The following is a 14671-nucleotide window of genomic DNA, read 5'->3' as shown; positions in this document are numbered from 1 at the left end:
CGCCTCACCCCTTCCGTCCGGTCCGCCGCACATGCACCGACAGGCCGGGCCTGCGGTCGAGCCCGAGGCCCCGTACGGCGTCGGCGAGCGTGGCGTCCAGGTCGGCCCGCACCTCGTCGAGTTCCCGGAAGTGCGAGACCGCCCGTACGTCCGCCCTCCCGCGTCCCATACGCACACGCACGGACTGCACACCGGACACCTCCATGGCACGGTCGCGCAGTACGGTCGCGGCGGCGGCCCGGTGCAGCCCGGCCTCCACGTCGGCATGGGGCGGACGCATCCTCAGCACGCCGCGCAGACCGGGCGTCACGGCGAGCACCAGCAGCCACAGGCCGAGGACCACGGCCACCGCGGCGCCGGCCAGCACCCAGGTGTCGTCGAGGGGCCGTCGGGCGAGCTCCCGGACGAGGACCTTGCGCGCGTGCAGGGCGGACCTGTCCGCCCGGACGGCCGTGATGTCGTACAGCAGCAGGACCGCGCCGGTCAGCACGACCAGCGCCACGACGCCCGCCGGGACGCGGCGCGAGGACCAGAAGCGGCCGCCGCTTCCGTGCGCGGCGTCCACCGGCTCGTACGCCGCCGCGGACGCGGACTGACCCAGCCCGCCGTCCCCGGTCTTCTCGATGACCGGGAGTCTCTGCGTACTCTCACGGCCCTGGGCCTCGCTCATTGCGTCCTCCCCTGTGCCGGGCCGGGATGCAGCCGCTCCACCTGGACGGCGACCTCGTGCACCTCCATCCCCGCCAAGGCGCCTACCCGCTCGACGACCCGGCGACGCACCGCACCGCACCGCCCGCCGATGTCGCAGGGGTAGCCCAGTTCGAGGCTGATGCCGACGCGCGCCGTACCGGTCGGGTTCGTCGCTCCCCGAGCGGGGTCGGCGGGGTGGTGCAGGACGACGACCGTCGCATGCGGCGGTGCGGCCTCCGGCGGCAGCGGGCCGAGCGCCTCCTGTGCCGCCTGTGCGGCGATCTTCGCGACGACCAGGTCGGCGATCCGGGTGGCGCCGCGCTCGGCCGGAGCCACCGCTCCCCCGGCCCTCCGGCTCCCGCCGCCCCGCTCGCGCTCCACGGTCCGGTCGCTCACGTGTCACCGCTCCCGGTCGTCGCGGGTGCGGAAGAAGTCGTCGACGTCCAGATCCCCTTCGAGGAAACGGCCGACGACAAAGCCGACGGCGCCGAGGGCCGCCACGAGCAGGAACGCGCCGAAGCCTCCGAAGTACCCGGCGAAGCCCAGCGCCATCCCGGCGATCATGCCGATCACGGCCAACCCCATGCTGCGCTCCTCAGCTCACGGCGACCCGGCTACTGGAGCCGCGCCTCCGGCTCGTCGTCCCGTTCGTCGGGCAGTTTCACGTCGCCCACCGCGATGTTGACCTCGACGACCTCCAGCCCGGTCATCCGCTCGACCGCCGCGATGACGTTCTCGCGCACGGCGCGCGCCACATCGGCGATGGATACCCCGTACTCGACGACGATCTCCAGGTCGAGCGCGGTCTGCACCTCGCCGACCTCGGCCTTCACTCCGCGGGTCGCCTTCGAGCCGCCCGGGACCCGGTCGCGGACGGCTCCGAAGGTGCGGCTCAGGCCGCCGCCAAGGTCGTGCACACCGGGCATGTCACGCGCCGCGAGTGCGGCGATCTTCTCGACCACGCCGTCGGCGATGGTCGTCCTTCCCCGGGTGGCGGGATCACCGCCGCCTCGCCGGGTGGGCTTGCGGGTCTGTATCGGCTCCGCGCCCTCGGAGGCCGCCGCCGGCCGGTTCCGCTCGGTCATCTCGGTCATCGCCGCATGTGCCCTTTCGGTCGCCCTCCCTCACCCACCGTAAGGGCGCGGACACGGCTGCGCCCGTGGACTCGGCAGGCCGGGGCAATGACGGCGGGCCGGGAGGCACGGACGGTGACGGCGGGGAGCACCTGCGCGGCTGCTGCCGCTGGGCGGCCCGTGCGACGGCGCCCGGATCACCTGGCGGGGTCCGGCTCGGCGCTGCGGGCCCCGGCCGGCCGGGGTGCGGATCACGTTCATGGCTCCGGCGGCGTACGAGTGCGCGCTGCCGCCCGGCCCGTTGCGGTTGTGGCACCTCGCCCGCCACCGCTCACTGACAGGGACGGCGGTGGACCGCCTCGGCCGCCGGTCACGGACGTCGGCCTTCGGATGACGGAGCTGCTGGACCATAAGCCGCACCGGGTGCGGGTGCCCGGTCCGGAGCCACGACGGGAACCGGACCCGCTCCTGGAAGCCGACGACGATCCGGTCGTGATCCGGCCCGCGTGAGGGACCGGCGCCCGGGGGCGTACGGTGCGCGTCCAGCGTCGGCGGGGCGGCACGTGCCTGCCCCGCCGCGAAGTCCGGGTGCGGCCCACGCTCGCGCCGGACCCACGCCGCCCGGCACGGCCCGGACCGGGGCCGGCGGGACCCGGGTCGGCGCTCGGCGGCCGTCACGAGGACGGCGACCGACCGGCGGTCGGGCAGCGCCTGCGCTGCCGCTGCCCGGACGTCCGCTACTCGCCCACTCCGGCCAGGTCCCGGATCCGGCGGGCCTGGGCGGCCCGCTCCGCGGCACGCTGCTCCTCGTACGTCCGCCCCGACGCCCCGGCCAGCAGTGCCTTGGTCTCGATCACGGCGTCCCGGGGGGCGGCCAGCAACGCGGACGCCAGGTCCCGCACCGTGTCGTCGAGTTGCGCACGCGGCACGGAGATGTTCGCGAGACCGGTGCTCACGGCCTCCTCGGCCGTCACGAACCGGCCCGTCGCACAGATCTCCAGTGCGCGGGCGTAGCCGACGAGGCCCACCAGCGGATGTGTGCCGGCCAGGTCCGGTACCAGACCGAGGCTCGTCTCGCGCATGGCGAATCGCACGTCGTCCGCGACGACGCGCAGGTCACAGGCGAGGGCGAGCTGGAACCCGGCTCCGATCGCATGTCCTTGGACGGCGGCGATGGACACGATGTCGTTGCGCCGCCACCAGGTGAACGCCTCCTGGAATCCGGCGATGGCGGCGTCCAGCTTCGTGTCGCTGCCGCGCGCGAGATCGGTGAAGGACGATTCGCCTTCGATGCCCTCGGGCGTGAACATCTGTCGGTCGAGCCCCGCCGAGAACGACTTGCCCTCGGCACGCAGCACGACCACACGGACCGAACCGGGCAGCGCGCTCCCGGCCGCTGCCAACGCCCGCCACAGCGCGGGGCTCTGGGCGTTGAGCTTGGCCGGGTTGGTCAGTGTCACCGTGGCGATCGTCTCGTCCACGGTGAGCCGTACGCCGTCCTTGTCGAGTACCGGGTCGAACGAAGCCATGGGGCGCCTCCGATGGGTGCGGTCAGAAGAGGACACCGTGCGACGGCATCCGTAAGTGACTGCACAGTAACCACCCAGCCGGTCAACCGACCGACCGGGTGGCCACCATCGAATCCGAGGGGCCGCCCGGCGTCAGGCCGACGTGGCCTTCTTGCCCCGCGTCGCCCCGCCACGCCCTCGAAGCGTGACGCCCGACTCGCTGAGCATCCGGTGGACGAAGCCATACGAGCGGCCGGTCTCCTCGGCCAGCGCCCGGATGCTCGCACCGGAGTCGTACTTCTTCTTCAGGTCTGCCGCGAGCTTGTCGCGCGCGGCGCCGGTCACCCGGCTGCCCTTCTTCAGAGTCTCGGCCACCCGTGCCTCCTCATGGGAAGTGCGCTCTGGTCTCCTCATGATCACCCCTCGGAGGCGCGATGGCCACCCATTCGGCAAGGTCCGTGCGACACGGTTCTGACGACAGGAGCACATCCCCACGAGTGGAATTCCGGATTCCGCCCCGCGCTGTCCGTACGGCCGAACGGGTTCTTCCGGGAAGGGCCAGGTCAGCGACGCGCGACGGCCGAGCCCTTGAGGCGAAAGGGCTCGGCCGGGAAATCGGTGTAGGACACACCCCGGTACGAGGAGATCTCACACAGATGATGGATCACGGATCGGCCGAATGATCCATACGCAGTGGATCATTCATTCGATCAACCGGCGCTGACGACTCGGCGCACGGGAGCGCTCAGGCCAGGGTGACGAGGTCCGCGTAGTCCGCGCCCCACAGGTCCTCGACGCCGTCGGGCAGCAGGATGATCCGCTCCGGCTGGAGCGCCTCGACCGCGCCCTCGTCGTGCGTGACCAGGACGACCGCACCGGCGTAGGTGCGCAGCGCGCCGAGGATCTCCTCACGGCTGGCCGGGTCGAGGTTGTTGGTCGGCTCGTCCAGCAGCAGCACGTTCGCGGACGACACCACGAGGGTGGCGAGGGCGAGACGGGTCTTCTCACCGCCGGACAGCACACCGGCAGGCTTGTCCGCGTCGTCCCCGGAGAACAGGAACGAGCCGAGCACCTTGCGGACCTCGACCAGGTCCATGTCGGGTGCCGCGGAGCGCATGTTCTCCAGGACCGTGCGGTCCGGGTCGAGGGTCTCGTGCTCCTGCGCGTAGTAGCCGAGCTTGAGGCCGTGACCGGGGACGACGGAGCCGGTGTCGGGCTGTTCGGCGCCCGCCAGCAGCCGCAGCAGGGTGGTCTTGCCCGCGCCGTTGAGACCGAGGATGACGACCCTCGAGCCCTTGTCGATGGCCAGGTCGACGTCGGTGAAGATCTCCAGGGAGCCGTACGACTTCGACAGGCCCTCGGCCATCAGCGGGGTCTTGCCGCAGGGCGCGGGCTGCGGGAAGCGAAGCTTGGCGACCTTGTCGGACTGGCGCACCGCGTCCAGGCCGGAGAGCAGCTTCTCGGCACGGCGGGCCATGTTCTGCGCCGCGACCGTCTTGGTGGCCTTGGCGCGCATCTTGTCCGCCTGGGCGTTGAGCGCCGCGGCCTTCTTCTCGGCGTTGGCGCGCTCCCGCTTGCGGCGCTTCTCGTCGGCCTCGCGCTGCTGCTGGTAGAGCCGCCAGCTCATGTTGTAGATGTCGATCGCGGAACGGTTGGCGTCCAGGTAGAACACCTTGTTGACGACCGTGTCGACCAGGTCGACGTCGTGCGAGATGACGATGAAGCCGCCGCGGTAGGACTTGAGGTAGTCGCGCAGCCAGACGATCGAGTCGGCGTCGAGGTGGTTGGTCGGCTCGTCGAGCAGCAGGGTGTCCGCGTCGGAGAAGAGGATGCGGGCCAGCTCGATGCGGCGGCGCTGACCGCCGGAGAGCGTGTGCAGGGGCTGGCTCAGCACCCGGTCGGGCAGGTTGAGCGCGGCGGCGATGGTGGCGGCCTCGGCCTCGGCGGCGTACCCGCCCTTGGTGAGGAACTCCGTCTCGTGGCGCTCGTACTGCTTCATCGCCTTGTCGCGGGTGGAGCCCTTGCCGGTGGCGATGCGCTGTTCGTTCTCCCGCATCTTGCGGATCAGGACGTCCAGGCCGCGCGCGGACAGGACGCGGTCGCGGGCGAGCACGTCCAGATCGCCGGTGCGCGGGTCCTGCGGGAGGTAGCCGACCTCGCCGGAGCGGGTGACGGTGCCCGCGGCGGGGATGCCCTCGCCGGCGAGGACCTTCGTGAGGGTCGTCTTGCCGGCGCCGTTGCGGCCGACCAGACCGATGCGGTCGCCCTTGGCGACGCGGAAACTGGCGTTCTCGATGAGGATGCGGGCACCGGCGCGCAGCTCGATACCGGAGGCGGAGATCACGGACAGACTCCTGGGCGGAGGAAGGGCGGGATGGACGGCTGAGGACGTTCCCGCCGTCTAATGCGCGAGGAGAATGGCCATGGAGCCAGTCTAACGGGGTCGTGCAAGCGCTTTTTCGATGTGCGGACGTTCGGGACTGTGATGCTCGTTGCCCTCTCCGTCGCCCCGTCCGTGCCGTCCCCGGCGGATCAGGGGCGGAGACCGGGGGCGCGGGGGGCAGGTCGCCGCCGCGCTGTCCCTCGTTCGTGGAACCGCCGGGCGCAGCGGCCCGGGTGCGTACGAGGATGTCTCCCGCGGACGGCGCACGCCGTGCGGGGCCGCGCTCCATGACCCCGTGGCGCCTCGTTCCGTCCGCTCGGTGCCGGGACCGTTGTCGGTGGCGGGTGCGAGACTGCACGGCGGGCCGGGGTTCCGGCCGGGACACCGGAGGGAGTGATCGGAATGGCGGGCATGGACGGCAGGCGTCCGAGCATCTACCCGACGCTGCTGTACGCGGACGCCAAGGCGGCGATCAGGCAGCTGACGGAGGCGTTCGGCTTCACGGAGCTGTCGGTGTACGAGGGGGAGGACGGCTCGGTGCTGCACGCCGAGCTGGTGCAGGGCAACGGCGCGGTGATGCTCGGCTCGAAGGGCCGGGGTGGACTCTTCGACGAGGCGATGAAGGGCGCGGGCCCCTGCGGGGTGTACATCGTCGTGGACGACGTCGACGCACACCACCAGCGGGCCGTGGAGCACGGTGCCGACATCCTGATGCCGCCGACGGATCAGGACTACGGCTCTCGGGACTACATGGCCAGGGACGCCGAGGGCAACATCTGGAGCTTCGGCACGTACGCCCCCGAGACGGCCGGCTGACCGGCGGTCAGCTGCCTCCCGTGTGGACCTGGAACGCGGCGCGGCGCACGGCCTTGGCCAGCGCCGGGTCCGGATGGGCGGCGGCGAGCGCGACCAGCACCTGCACCGTGCGGGGATGCCCGACCGCGCGCACCTCGTCGAGGAGCGCGGGGACGGTGGGCTGCACGGCGGACTCCAAGTGGCGCACGAGCAGCGGGGCTTCGCCATGGTCGGCGACGGCCGCGGCGGTGTCGACCCACAGCCAGGTGGCCTCTTCGCGGGTCAGCACCTCGTGGGCGTCGTCCGGATCGGTGCCGTCGTGCTCGGCGAGCCAGAGCAGCGCATAGGGACGCAGCGGGGTCTCGTCCGCTGCGGCCCGCACATCGGCCTCGGCGGCGGCGCCGACCACGCGCAGCGCCTCGAAGGCCAGGCCGCGCAGGAGGGCGTCCTCACCGCCGGCGGCGGCGAGGAGCTCGGTGACGGCGCTGCCCACGGTGCGGGCGGCGAGCCAGGCGCGGTACTCGGCGCGCGCCGCGTTCGGGCGGAGCTGGGCGCAGCCGCGGAGCATGTCCTCGGCGTTCTGCTCGATGTTCCCGGCGGGGCTCTGCGCGGCGACACAGATCTGCTCGAGCTTGACCCAGACCGCCCAGCTGCCGATCGGGGTGAGCGTGGCCTGCCCGTCGGCGCAGGTGAGGGCGCCGACATAGGCGAGCGCGTCGAGCGCCCAGTCGAGCAGGGGGGCGAGGTCGGTGTCCTCCGCGACGGCGTGGACCGGGGCCTCGACCGGGGCCGGCTGCGGCCCGTAGGGGACCTCGCAGCGCTCGGTGCGCAGTTCGGTGACCCGCTGTCCGAGGAGGTCGAGAAGCTGCTCGACGGGGACGGGTCCAGCGGACAGCTGCAGGAAGGAGAGCACCTGCGGCATGGCCGAGACGACCTCGGCGACGGCCGCGTGCTCCCGGTCCGCGGGCTCGGGACAGGCGAGCGACCAGGCGTCGAAGAGGGCGACCCAGCCGCGCAGCACGGCGGAGTCGTCGCGGTTCCAGGCACGCAGCCGCCAGCCGGGGCGGGCGCTGTCGCCGTGCACCTCGACGAGACCCGCCAGTCGCGCGGTGTCCCAGTCGGCGCGGGCCTGAGCGACGGTCAGGCCGAGGTCCGCGGCCGCCTGTTCGGCGGTTGCGTCGGCGAGCGTGCCCCTGCCCTGGGCGGTCGCGCCGTCGCGGCCCGGACGGAGCGCGGTGTCGGCCCAGTGGGCCACGCGGGCCGCACCGGCCAGTCGGGCGCGGGCCATCCTCGCCAGCTCCGCGGGCGGAGGTGTGCCCTCGGGCGGCCGGGGCGCGGGGCGGCGCGAGTGGTGCTGGGTCACCGCCCGGGGAGCGGCGGCGAGCGGCCGCGGGCGGACGAGTCGGAGCCTGGAGTCGCGCGGGGTACGGGACGTCACGGGTGCAGTCTTCCGGTTGACGGTCCGAAAACCCAAACGGAATGTCACGGCGGGCAACAGGGCCGGCCAACGCACATGTCCCGGAAAGGGCGTGCGCACAGGGAAAGGGCTTGTCAAAGGGGCTAACCGGAAGGGTCTGCGCCGGGCATGGCGCGGGGGCCGGCGCACGGTGCCGAGCGGGCCGTCCGGGGTGCCGTCCCGCTACATGAGCGGGGTGAGGAAGCGCCGCATCGCCTCTTCGTAGGTCCCCGGGTCCACGTTCCACATCGCGCCGTGCGGGGCGTTCCGCACGGTGTGCAGGGTGACCAGGTCACGGCGGCGCTCGGCGAGGCGCCGTGAGGGACCCCAGGGGGCGACCGTGTCGTCGGGGCCGTGGAAGATCAGGGTCGGTACCCGCAGCAGGCCCGCTTCCGCGGCGTCCCGGACCCCGTCGCCGTACAGACCGGTGCGGCCCTGGGCGGCGCGCACGGCCAGCGGCAGCAGGGCGCCGGGGGTGCGGCGGGCCGCGGCGAGGGCGCGCAGCGTGGCCTCCCAGCAGAGCACCGGCGAGTCGAGGACGAGCCCGGAGATCCGCTCGCGCAGCGGCGAGTGCGTGGCCGCGCGCAGCGCCATGGTGGCGCCGGTGGACCAGCCGTGCAGGACGACGCGCTCCGCGCCGTGGCGCACGGCGTAGCGGATGGCGGCGTCCACGTCCCGCCACTCGGTCTCGCCGAGGTGGTTCAGCCCGTCCGGAGGCCGGGGCGCCCCGCGGTCGCCGCGGTAGGTGATGTCGAGGACCGGGAACCGGAGCCGCCGGAGGAATCCCAGGACGTTCATGGGGTGTTCCCGGGTGGCACCGAGTCCGTGCACGGTGATCACCCAGGTGTCCCGGATGCCGGAGAGGAACCAGGCCGGCATGGCTCCGAGTTCCCCGGGGACGTCGACGTCGGCGTGATCGAGACCGAGGGCGGTCCTCGGATCGCCGATGTGCAGATTCGGGGTGAGCCAGGCCTTGTCGCCGGGTTCGAGCGTGCCGTGGGTGACCCGTTCCAGGCGGCGGACGACGCTGTCGGCGGAGTGGGGCGCCGTCTCGAGCACGGGGCCGACGACCGCGTGGGAGCCGTGTCCGGAGAGGCCGTAGGTCCCCGGGCGCCGGGACGCCAGATCGCGGGTGAGCACGATCCGGCCGGCCGCCAGGGAGTGCACGGTGAGGCGGGGCTCGGTGGGCAGCGGGCGGCCCGGGGGCGCCTTGAGCGCGGCATCGCTGGCGAAGCGGCCCGCGACGACGCCTGCCGCGCCCGCTGCTACGGCTACGGTGACGGCTGCGGCCGCCGCTTTGACAGTGCGCACCCGTCCAGTCTCCCGGTGGAGCCCACGCCCGGCCAGTGGACCGGCTCCGCCCGTGTGGGCGAGGGGGCGCACGGCGGTCCGCACCCGCACATCGGGCCGGCCGGCTATGCGCGGCCCTGTCCGTACCCCCGCAACCGCTCCGCCACCTCCGACACCTGCTCGGGGGTGAGCAGCGTGGGCGACAGGCCCGGCACCGACGACGCCGTCAGCCACAGGCGGCACATCCACTCCAGCTGGGCCGTGCGGTCGTAGGCCTGGGTCAGCGACGCCCCGTGGGCGATCGTGCCGTGGTTCTGCAGCAGGCACGCGGTGCGGTCGGTCAGGGCGCGGAGCATGTTCTCGGCCAACTCCGCGGTGCCGTACGTCGCGTACGGGGCGACCCGAACCGCGCCGCCGAGCGCCGCGGCCATGTAGTGGACGAGGGGCAGTTCCGGTACCAGTGTGGAGACGGCCGTGGCGTGCACGGCGTGTGTGTGGACGACGGCCCGCGCCGTGGTCGTGCGGTAGACCGCCAGGTGCATCGGCAGCTCGCTGGTCGGCCGCAGCGTGCCGAGCAGCTGCCGCCCGTCGAGATCGACCCCGACCGCGTCGTCCGGCTCCAGCCGCTCGTACGGCACCCCCGTGGGCGTCACCAGCACGATGTCGCCGACCCGTACGGAGACGTTGCCGGACGTGCCGACGACCAGGCCGTCGGCCACGGTCCGGCGCGCGGTGGCGACGAGTTCGTCCCACGCGCACGCGACCTCGCCCGCCGCATCGGGTGCGCCGCGCCCCCGGCCCCCCTGTCCGGCCTCTCCCGTGTTCGGTGCGCCACCTCGCTGCTCAGCCATGCCGCGATCCTGCCAGGCGGGTGACCGGCCGACCGGTGACCGGCGCACACAGGACGGAGAACACACGCCAAAAGGTTTGATATAGGGGCATATCAGCTTCACCTTGAAGGGCCGGTTCACATGGGACCGACCTCCGCCCTCCCCCCTACGACCCTTGGGCGATATGCCCTATTCATTCACAATCGAGAGGAAAGGGATGCGCGGCCGAAAGCCGTGCCGGCGTCATACCCGCACCACAGGCGGCGTGTTGAGCATGACGACGGTCACCTCCGAGGGGGGCGCCCACCGGGTGACCAAAGTCTCTTCGGCGGGCCACCGGCCCGCCGAAGGGGTCCGCGAAGGACCGGCGAGGCTCCCGGGAGGGCATACGGAGCCCGGAATTCCGCCTTCGTTCGACGGCATGACCGCCGCCGGCCCGCCCTGCGCGGAGTCATATCCTGCCGCTTGATACACCCTCAAGACCTCCTCAGTTCACCTTCCGTTCATCCAGGTTTCCTACGTTCAACGCGCCACTGACCTCCCACAGAAGCCTGGGTAAATGGAACACATCACGCTCCTCCTCGGAATCGTGATCGTCACCGCTCTCGTGTTCGATTTCACGAACGGTTTCCACGACACTGCCAACGCGATGGCGACCACCATCTCGACCGGCGCCCTGAGGCCCAAGGCGGCGGTGGCGATGTCCGCCACGCTGAACCTCGTCGGCGCATTCCTCTCCGTCGAGGTCGCCAAGACGATCTCCGGCGGCATCATCAACGAGCAGGGCATACGCGTCGAAGTGATCTTCGCGGCGCTCGTGGGCGCCATCCTGTGGAACCTGCTCACCTGGCTCCTCGGTCTGCCCTCCAGTTCCTCCCACGCCCTGTTCGGCGGTCTGATCGGCGCCGCCGTCTCCTCCGCCGGATGGTCCGCGGTGAACGGCTCGACGGTCGTCACCAAGGTCCTGCTCCCCGCGGTCGCCGCGCCGATCGTGGCGGGCCTGGCGGCCATGCTCGCGACGCGCCTGTCGTACGTCATCGGCAGCCGCACCGACGACAGGGCCACCGCGAAGGGCTACCGCGTCGGATCGATCGCCTCGGCCGGACTGGTGTCCCTCGCCCACGGCACCAACGACGCCCAGAAGACGATGGGCATCATCACCCTGGCGCTGGTCACCGGCGGCGTCATCGCCCCCGGCTCCAACCCCCCCACCTGGGTCGTCGTCTCGGCCGGCCTGGCCATCGCCCTCGGCACCTATCTCGGTGGCTGGCGCATCATCCGCACCCTGGGCAAGGGGCTGACCGACCTCGCACCGCAGCAGGGCTTCGCCGCCCAGACCAGCGCGGCGGCCGCGATCCTGGCGTCCTCGCACATCGGGTTCTCGCTCTCCACCACCCAGGTCTGCTCGGGCGCCGTCATGGGTGCCGGCCTCGGCCGGAAGGGCGGCGTGGTCCGCTGGTCCACCGCGACCCGGATGTTCGTCGCGTGGGGCCTCACGCTCCCGGCCGCCGGCCTCGTCGGTGCGGGCGCCGAGTTCCTCACCAAGCAGGGCACCTGGGGCACGGTCACCACCGGGGTGCTGCTTGTCGCGGGCGCCGGCGTCATCTGGACGCTCTCCCGGCGCCGGCCGGTCACGGTCGACAACGTCAACGACGTCGAGAGCGAGTCCGCGGGCGTCGTCACGACGGCGATCGCCGCGGTGATCCCCCCGCCGGCGGGCCCGGTCGTGACGGCCGCCCCCGACCGGAACTCCGGCCCCTCCGCCGAACCGACCAGCCACGCCACGGTTTAAGGAAGCGCGTTCATGAACATCGACTGGGCAGCCCTCGGCTCCGTCTTCGGCGTCAGCCTCGTGGTCACCGTGGCCCTGGTGGGCCTGTTCACCCTGGGCGTCGTGAGCCTGACGAAGAAGGAATCGGCCCGGGGCGGTACGGCCGCCCTGGCGGTCACCGGCGCGTACGCCTGTTTCGCGGCGTGCGCGGCGGCGGTCGGATACGGGATCTTCCTGATCGTCTCCTGACCCCTCGCACCTCATCCGCCCGCTCGGGCCCACACACGTAGGACCCTCGCAGTGAACTTCACCGCGGGGGTCCGATTTTTTGTTGGACATATAGCGGTTTGCTACGTTCTACACCGCATCGCGACCACGTCGAAAAGACAGGTGGCAGACAGCGAGCGGTCTGGCCGCCCTCCTCCAACTCACCTATTCTATTGGATGAGTTGCTGCTCGACGTCGGCCGCCCGACCTGACGAAGACGACGTGTGGCAGGGAGCGACATGGCCAGGGACATCGATCCGAGCCTGAACCGGCGCAGGCTCCGCATCGAGTTGCGCAAGGCGCGCGAGGAAGCCGGCCTCACCCAGCGGGAGGCCGCCGACGCCCTGGAGTGGTCCCTGTCGAAACTGATCCGGCTGGAGGCCGGGACGGTGAGCCTGAGCGTCACCGATCTGCGGGCCCTCCTCCAGCTCTACGTCGTCACCGATCGCGCGCTGGTGGCCGAACTCGAGGAGGCCGCGCGCGGCTCCAAGGGCCCATCCTGGTGGGCGGCGTACAGCGACATGGTGCGCCCGCAGTTCGCCCAGTACCTGGGGTACGAGAGCGCCGCGACCTCGATCCGCTTCTACCACCCGTCGGTCGTCTACTCGCTGCTGCAGATCGAGGACTACACCATGGCCCAGCTCGCACCGCGCGAGGCGGGCGAACGCACCCGGCGCTCGGCGGAGCTGCGCGCCACCCGGCAGGAACGGATCTTCGACGTCGAGCACGGGCCGGACGTGAGCATCGTCCTGGACGAGGCGGTCCTGCGGCGGGTGGTCGGCGGCCCGGGGGTGATGCGCCGGCAGCTGGAGCACTTCAAGACGATGTCCCGCCACCCCAGAGTCACTCTGCGGGTACTGCCGTTCAGGGCGGGCGCGCACTACAGCATGGGCGGCTCGTTCACCCTGCTCGGCTTCACGGACGGCGACGACCTGCTCTATCTGGAGGGCGCCACCGGCAGCGTGGCCAACCGTGACGACCTCGCTCTCACGGCCCGCTACCAGGAGTGCTTCGAGGACATCAGCAACAAGGCGTACGACGGCGACCGGCTCGTCGAACTGATCGACGCGGTCAAGGAGAGTCTCGACAACGGCTGAAACCCGCGGCGGACGGCCCGGGCGGACAACGGGGAGGAAGACCGATGGCGGTCCTCGGGTTCCTTGAGTGGTGCAGGCAGTTGCGCGCGCTGCGCTTCGCGGCGGCGGGCGATCCGCCGCAGACCCCACCTGAGCCCGCCCCCGCGGGGGAGACGGGCACCGTGACCGCGGCGGCCGGCTCCCGCGACCGCGACGGGGGCGCGGGAGGGGTGACCCGTCTGCTGCTGGGCACGGCGTGCGGCAGCGTGCTGCTGTTCACCGTCGCCCTGTCGGCCCGGGTGGCCGCCGGCCTCGGTCAGGGGGTCCCGTCCCCCCTGACCACATCCGTGCTGGGGGTGCTGGGGGCTGCGGTCGTCACCGCTCTCGCGGCGGGCGTCGGCCGGGCCCTGCGCCGCCGCTCGGCAGCGGCGCGCCTCCCCGGGATCAGCGGGATTCCGAACCCCGTGGACGAACCGTCGCCACGGCCCGGTCGAGAGCGCGGAGACGCTCCGGGACCGGGGTGAGGCCCCACCACAGACCCGCACAGGACGCCACGGCGATCGTCACCACCAGCCAGACCAGGGCCCGTGCCAGGGACCCCGGCACGAGCAGTGCGGCGAGCGCACCGACGCCCACCGCGAACACCCCCGTGGTGAGGGAGAAGAGTGCCAGCGGGGCCGCCGCCGACAGCACGTTCCGTGGAGTGTGGGGACCTCCCGCACGCGCCGATGCTTCCCTGGCCCTGTCCCCCATGTGGGTCCCTCCCGTCCTTCGGACGGACTGTCAGAAACCGTCCACCGCCGGGTCCTCGAGTCCAGCCAGCAAACCACACCAGGCGGTACGGCGAAAGACGAGCACCGGGCCGGTGCGCCGTTTCGAGTCACGCACCAGAATGCGCGCCCCCTCCACGGCGACCTCGACACAGTCGTTGTTGTCGTCGCCCGAGTAACTGCTCTTGCGCCAGAACCGCGCCGCCCTGCCGATCACACCGGCCCCCTCCGTCCCACCCGTCAGCGCACCGGCCCGGCTTCCCCGGCGCAACGCCCCCGCAGCGCCGAGCCACCGCCGCTGCCGCAGACAACCGAGGCCCGGCCGCAACGGGTTCGTCTCCCCGCGACGCATCACCCGCTGCCGCTCGTCGGCGCTCTCCGCGTTCTTCGTGCCGTATCCGCTTGTTCTGCCGTTCCCTAGTCTTCCCAGGTTCCCCGCCCGGAAAGAGCACAGAAGGCGCCGATTCGGGTGGCTGACGATATTTCAGCGGTGTGGGCCTCCGCACACCGCAGCTTCGCAGGTCAAGAGCAGGTTGACGGGTGTTCCGGGGGCGTGGTGGACTGCCGGGGCCAATACGGCGGCAGGAGAGGAAGCCGGTGCGAATCCGGCGCGGTCCCGCCACTGTCACCGGGGAGGAAACCCCGGGAGCCAGGAACTCTCGCCGCCGATCTCGTCGAACCAGGGCGTGGACACCCTGAGTGAGGACATATCGCCATGCGCGGCTGCCGTTCGAGGTTCAGCAACCGGATCCTGCCCTGCCC

Annotated in this window: 16 protein-coding genes and 1 riboswitch; of the genes, 5 read left to right on the top strand and 11 right to left on the bottom strand. The window is 72.2% G+C overall.

Features of this window, described 5'->3' with window-relative positions; translation table 11 throughout:
- Positions 1-4: 4 nt before the first annotated feature.
- The 7 genes from ACSHXN_RS31080 to ACSHXN_RS31050 form a co-directional block, all read right to left on the bottom strand.
- Positions 5-670, bottom strand: coding sequence for a DUF6286 domain-containing protein (locus ACSHXN_RS31080; protein WP_355130660.1), 666 nt, complete (start codon positions 668-670; stop codon positions 5-7).
- Complete coding sequence (locus ACSHXN_RS31075) at positions 667-1086, bottom strand: Asp23/Gls24 family envelope stress response protein (protein WP_355130662.1); 420 nt, start codon at positions 1084-1086, stop codon at positions 667-669. The genes ACSHXN_RS31080 and ACSHXN_RS31075 overlap by 4 nt, the downstream gene beginning before the upstream one ends.
- Positions 1087-1089: 3 nt before the next feature.
- Positions 1090-1275: a hypothetical protein gene (locus ACSHXN_RS31070; RefSeq protein ID WP_059128699.1), complete on the bottom strand. Its 186-nt coding sequence runs from the start codon at positions 1273-1275 to the stop codon at positions 1090-1092.
- Between the two features lie 29 nt (positions 1276-1304).
- Entirely contained in the window at positions 1305-1784 is a 480-nt protein-coding gene (locus tag ACSHXN_RS31065; protein WP_355130665.1) for an Asp23/Gls24 family envelope stress response protein, read from the bottom strand.
- 716 nt (positions 1785-2500) lie between these two features.
- Positions 2501-3292: an enoyl-CoA hydratase/isomerase family protein gene (locus tag ACSHXN_RS31060; RefSeq protein ID WP_355130667.1), complete on the bottom strand. Its 792-nt coding sequence runs from the start codon at positions 3290-3292 to the stop codon at positions 2501-2503.
- A gap of 132 nt (positions 3293-3424) precedes the next feature.
- Entirely contained in the window at positions 3425-3646 is a 222-nt protein-coding gene (locus ACSHXN_RS31055) for a helix-turn-helix domain-containing protein (RefSeq protein WP_009337982.1), read from the bottom strand.
- 370 nt (positions 3647-4016) lie between these two features.
- Positions 4017-5615 carry an ABC-F family ATP-binding cassette domain-containing protein gene (locus tag ACSHXN_RS31050; RefSeq protein WP_355130670.1) on the bottom strand — a complete coding sequence of 533 codons (1599 nt, stop codon included), beginning with the start codon at positions 5613-5615 and terminating at the stop codon, positions 4017-4019.
- A 441-nt stretch (positions 5616-6056) separates the two neighbouring features.
- On the opposite strand from ACSHXN_RS31050, the gene ACSHXN_RS31045 reads away from it, so the two are divergent.
- Positions 6057-6470 carry a VOC family protein gene (locus ACSHXN_RS31045; protein ID WP_059128703.1) on the top strand — a complete coding sequence of 138 codons (414 nt, stop codon included), beginning with the start codon at positions 6057-6059 and terminating at the stop codon, positions 6468-6470.
- Between the two features lie 7 nt (positions 6471-6477).
- On the opposite strand, the gene ACSHXN_RS31040 is transcribed toward ACSHXN_RS31045, so the two are convergent.
- From ACSHXN_RS31040 to ACSHXN_RS31030, 3 genes are all read right to left on the bottom strand, one after another.
- Positions 6478-7887: a hypothetical protein gene (locus ACSHXN_RS31040; RefSeq protein WP_355130672.1), complete on the bottom strand. Its 1410-nt coding sequence runs from the start codon at positions 7885-7887 to the stop codon at positions 6478-6480.
- 201 nt (positions 7888-8088) lie between these two features.
- Entirely contained in the window at positions 8089-9216 is a 1128-nt protein-coding gene (locus ACSHXN_RS31035; RefSeq protein WP_355130674.1) for an alpha/beta hydrolase family protein, read from the bottom strand.
- Between the two features lie 104 nt (positions 9217-9320).
- A complete protein-coding gene (locus ACSHXN_RS31030; RefSeq protein WP_356110965.1) occupies positions 9321-10046 on the bottom strand; it encodes a class II aldolase/adducin family protein in 726 nt (241 codons plus the stop codon).
- A 538-nt stretch (positions 10047-10584) separates the two neighbouring features.
- On the opposite strand from ACSHXN_RS31030, the gene ACSHXN_RS31025 reads away from it, so the two are divergent.
- The 4 genes from ACSHXN_RS31025 to ACSHXN_RS31010 all read left to right on the top strand — a co-directional run bounded on the left by ACSHXN_RS31025 (position 10585) and on the right by ACSHXN_RS31010 (position 13663).
- Positions 10585-11817: an inorganic phosphate transporter gene (locus ACSHXN_RS31025; RefSeq protein ID WP_355798517.1), complete on the top strand. Its 1233-nt coding sequence runs from the start codon at positions 10585-10587 to the stop codon at positions 11815-11817.
- Positions 11818-11829: 12 nt separating this feature from the next.
- Complete coding sequence (locus tag ACSHXN_RS31020) at positions 11830-12045, top strand: hypothetical protein (RefSeq protein WP_059128708.1); 216 nt, start codon at positions 11830-11832, stop codon at positions 12043-12045.
- Positions 12046-12302: 257 nt separating this feature from the next.
- Positions 12303-13160 (top strand): helix-turn-helix domain-containing protein, encoded by an 858-nt coding sequence (locus tag ACSHXN_RS31015; RefSeq protein ID WP_438304475.1) that lies wholly within the window; start codon positions 12303-12305, stop codon positions 13158-13160.
- A gap of 44 nt (positions 13161-13204) precedes the next feature.
- Complete coding sequence (locus ACSHXN_RS31010; protein WP_355130682.1) at positions 13205-13663, top strand: hypothetical protein; 459 nt, start codon at positions 13205-13207, stop codon at positions 13661-13663.
- Between the two features lie 259 nt (positions 13664-13922).
- On the opposite strand, the gene ACSHXN_RS31005 is transcribed toward ACSHXN_RS31010, so the two are convergent.
- Positions 13923-14126, bottom strand: a complete 204-nt coding sequence (locus ACSHXN_RS31005; protein WP_059128711.1) for a DUF397 domain-containing protein — start codon at positions 14124-14126, stop codon at positions 13923-13925.
- Positions 14127-14449: 323 nt separating this feature from the next.
- Positions 14450-14590: riboswitch (cobalamin riboswitch) on the top strand.
- The last annotated feature ends 81 nt before the right edge of the window (positions 14591-14671 follow it).

It is taken from the genome of Streptomyces sp. HUAS TT11 (genome assembly GCF_051553595.1).
Taxonomy (GTDB): Bacteria; Actinomycetota; Actinomycetes; order Streptomycetales; family Streptomycetaceae; genus Streptomyces.
This window is presented reverse-complemented; position numbering and strand designations above follow the sequence as displayed.

What these genes read in the sequence shown, in the direction of transcription:
- ACSHXN_RS31010 (WP_355130682.1), top strand. Translation starts at nt 13,205, where the DNA reads ATGGCGGTCCTCGGGTTCCTTGAGTGGTGCAGGCAGTTGCGCGCGCTG.
- ACSHXN_RS31080 (WP_355130660.1), bottom strand. Translation starts at nt 670, where the DNA reads ATGAGCGAGGCCCAGGGCCGTGAGAGTACGCAGAGACTCCCGGTCATC.
- ACSHXN_RS31065 (WP_355130665.1), bottom strand. Translation starts at nt 1,784, where the DNA reads ATGACCGAGATGACCGAGCGGAACCGGCCGGCGGCGGCCTCCGAGGGC.
- ACSHXN_RS31030 (WP_356110965.1), bottom strand. Translation starts at nt 10,046, where the DNA reads ATGGCTGAGCAGCGAGGTGGCGCACCGAACACGGGAGAGGCCGGACAG.
- ACSHXN_RS31070 (WP_059128699.1), bottom strand. Translation starts at nt 1,275, where the DNA reads ATGGGGTTGGCCGTGATCGGCATGATCGCCGGGATGGCGCTGGGCTTC.
- ACSHXN_RS31020 (WP_059128708.1), top strand. Translation starts at nt 11,830, where the DNA reads ATGAACATCGACTGGGCAGCCCTCGGCTCCGTCTTCGGCGTCAGCCTC.
- ACSHXN_RS31025 (WP_355798517.1), top strand. Translation starts at nt 10,585, where the DNA reads ATGGAACACATCACGCTCCTCCTCGGAATCGTGATCGTCACCGCTCTC.
- ACSHXN_RS31060 (WP_355130667.1), bottom strand. Translation starts at nt 3,292, where the DNA reads ATGGCTTCGTTCGACCCGGTACTCGACAAGGACGGCGTACGGCTCACC.
- ACSHXN_RS31045 (WP_059128703.1), top strand. Translation starts at nt 6,057, where the DNA reads ATGGCGGGCATGGACGGCAGGCGTCCGAGCATCTACCCGACGCTGCTG.
- ACSHXN_RS31015 (WP_438304475.1), top strand. Translation starts at nt 12,303, where the DNA reads ATGGCCAGGGACATCGATCCGAGCCTGAACCGGCGCAGGCTCCGCATC.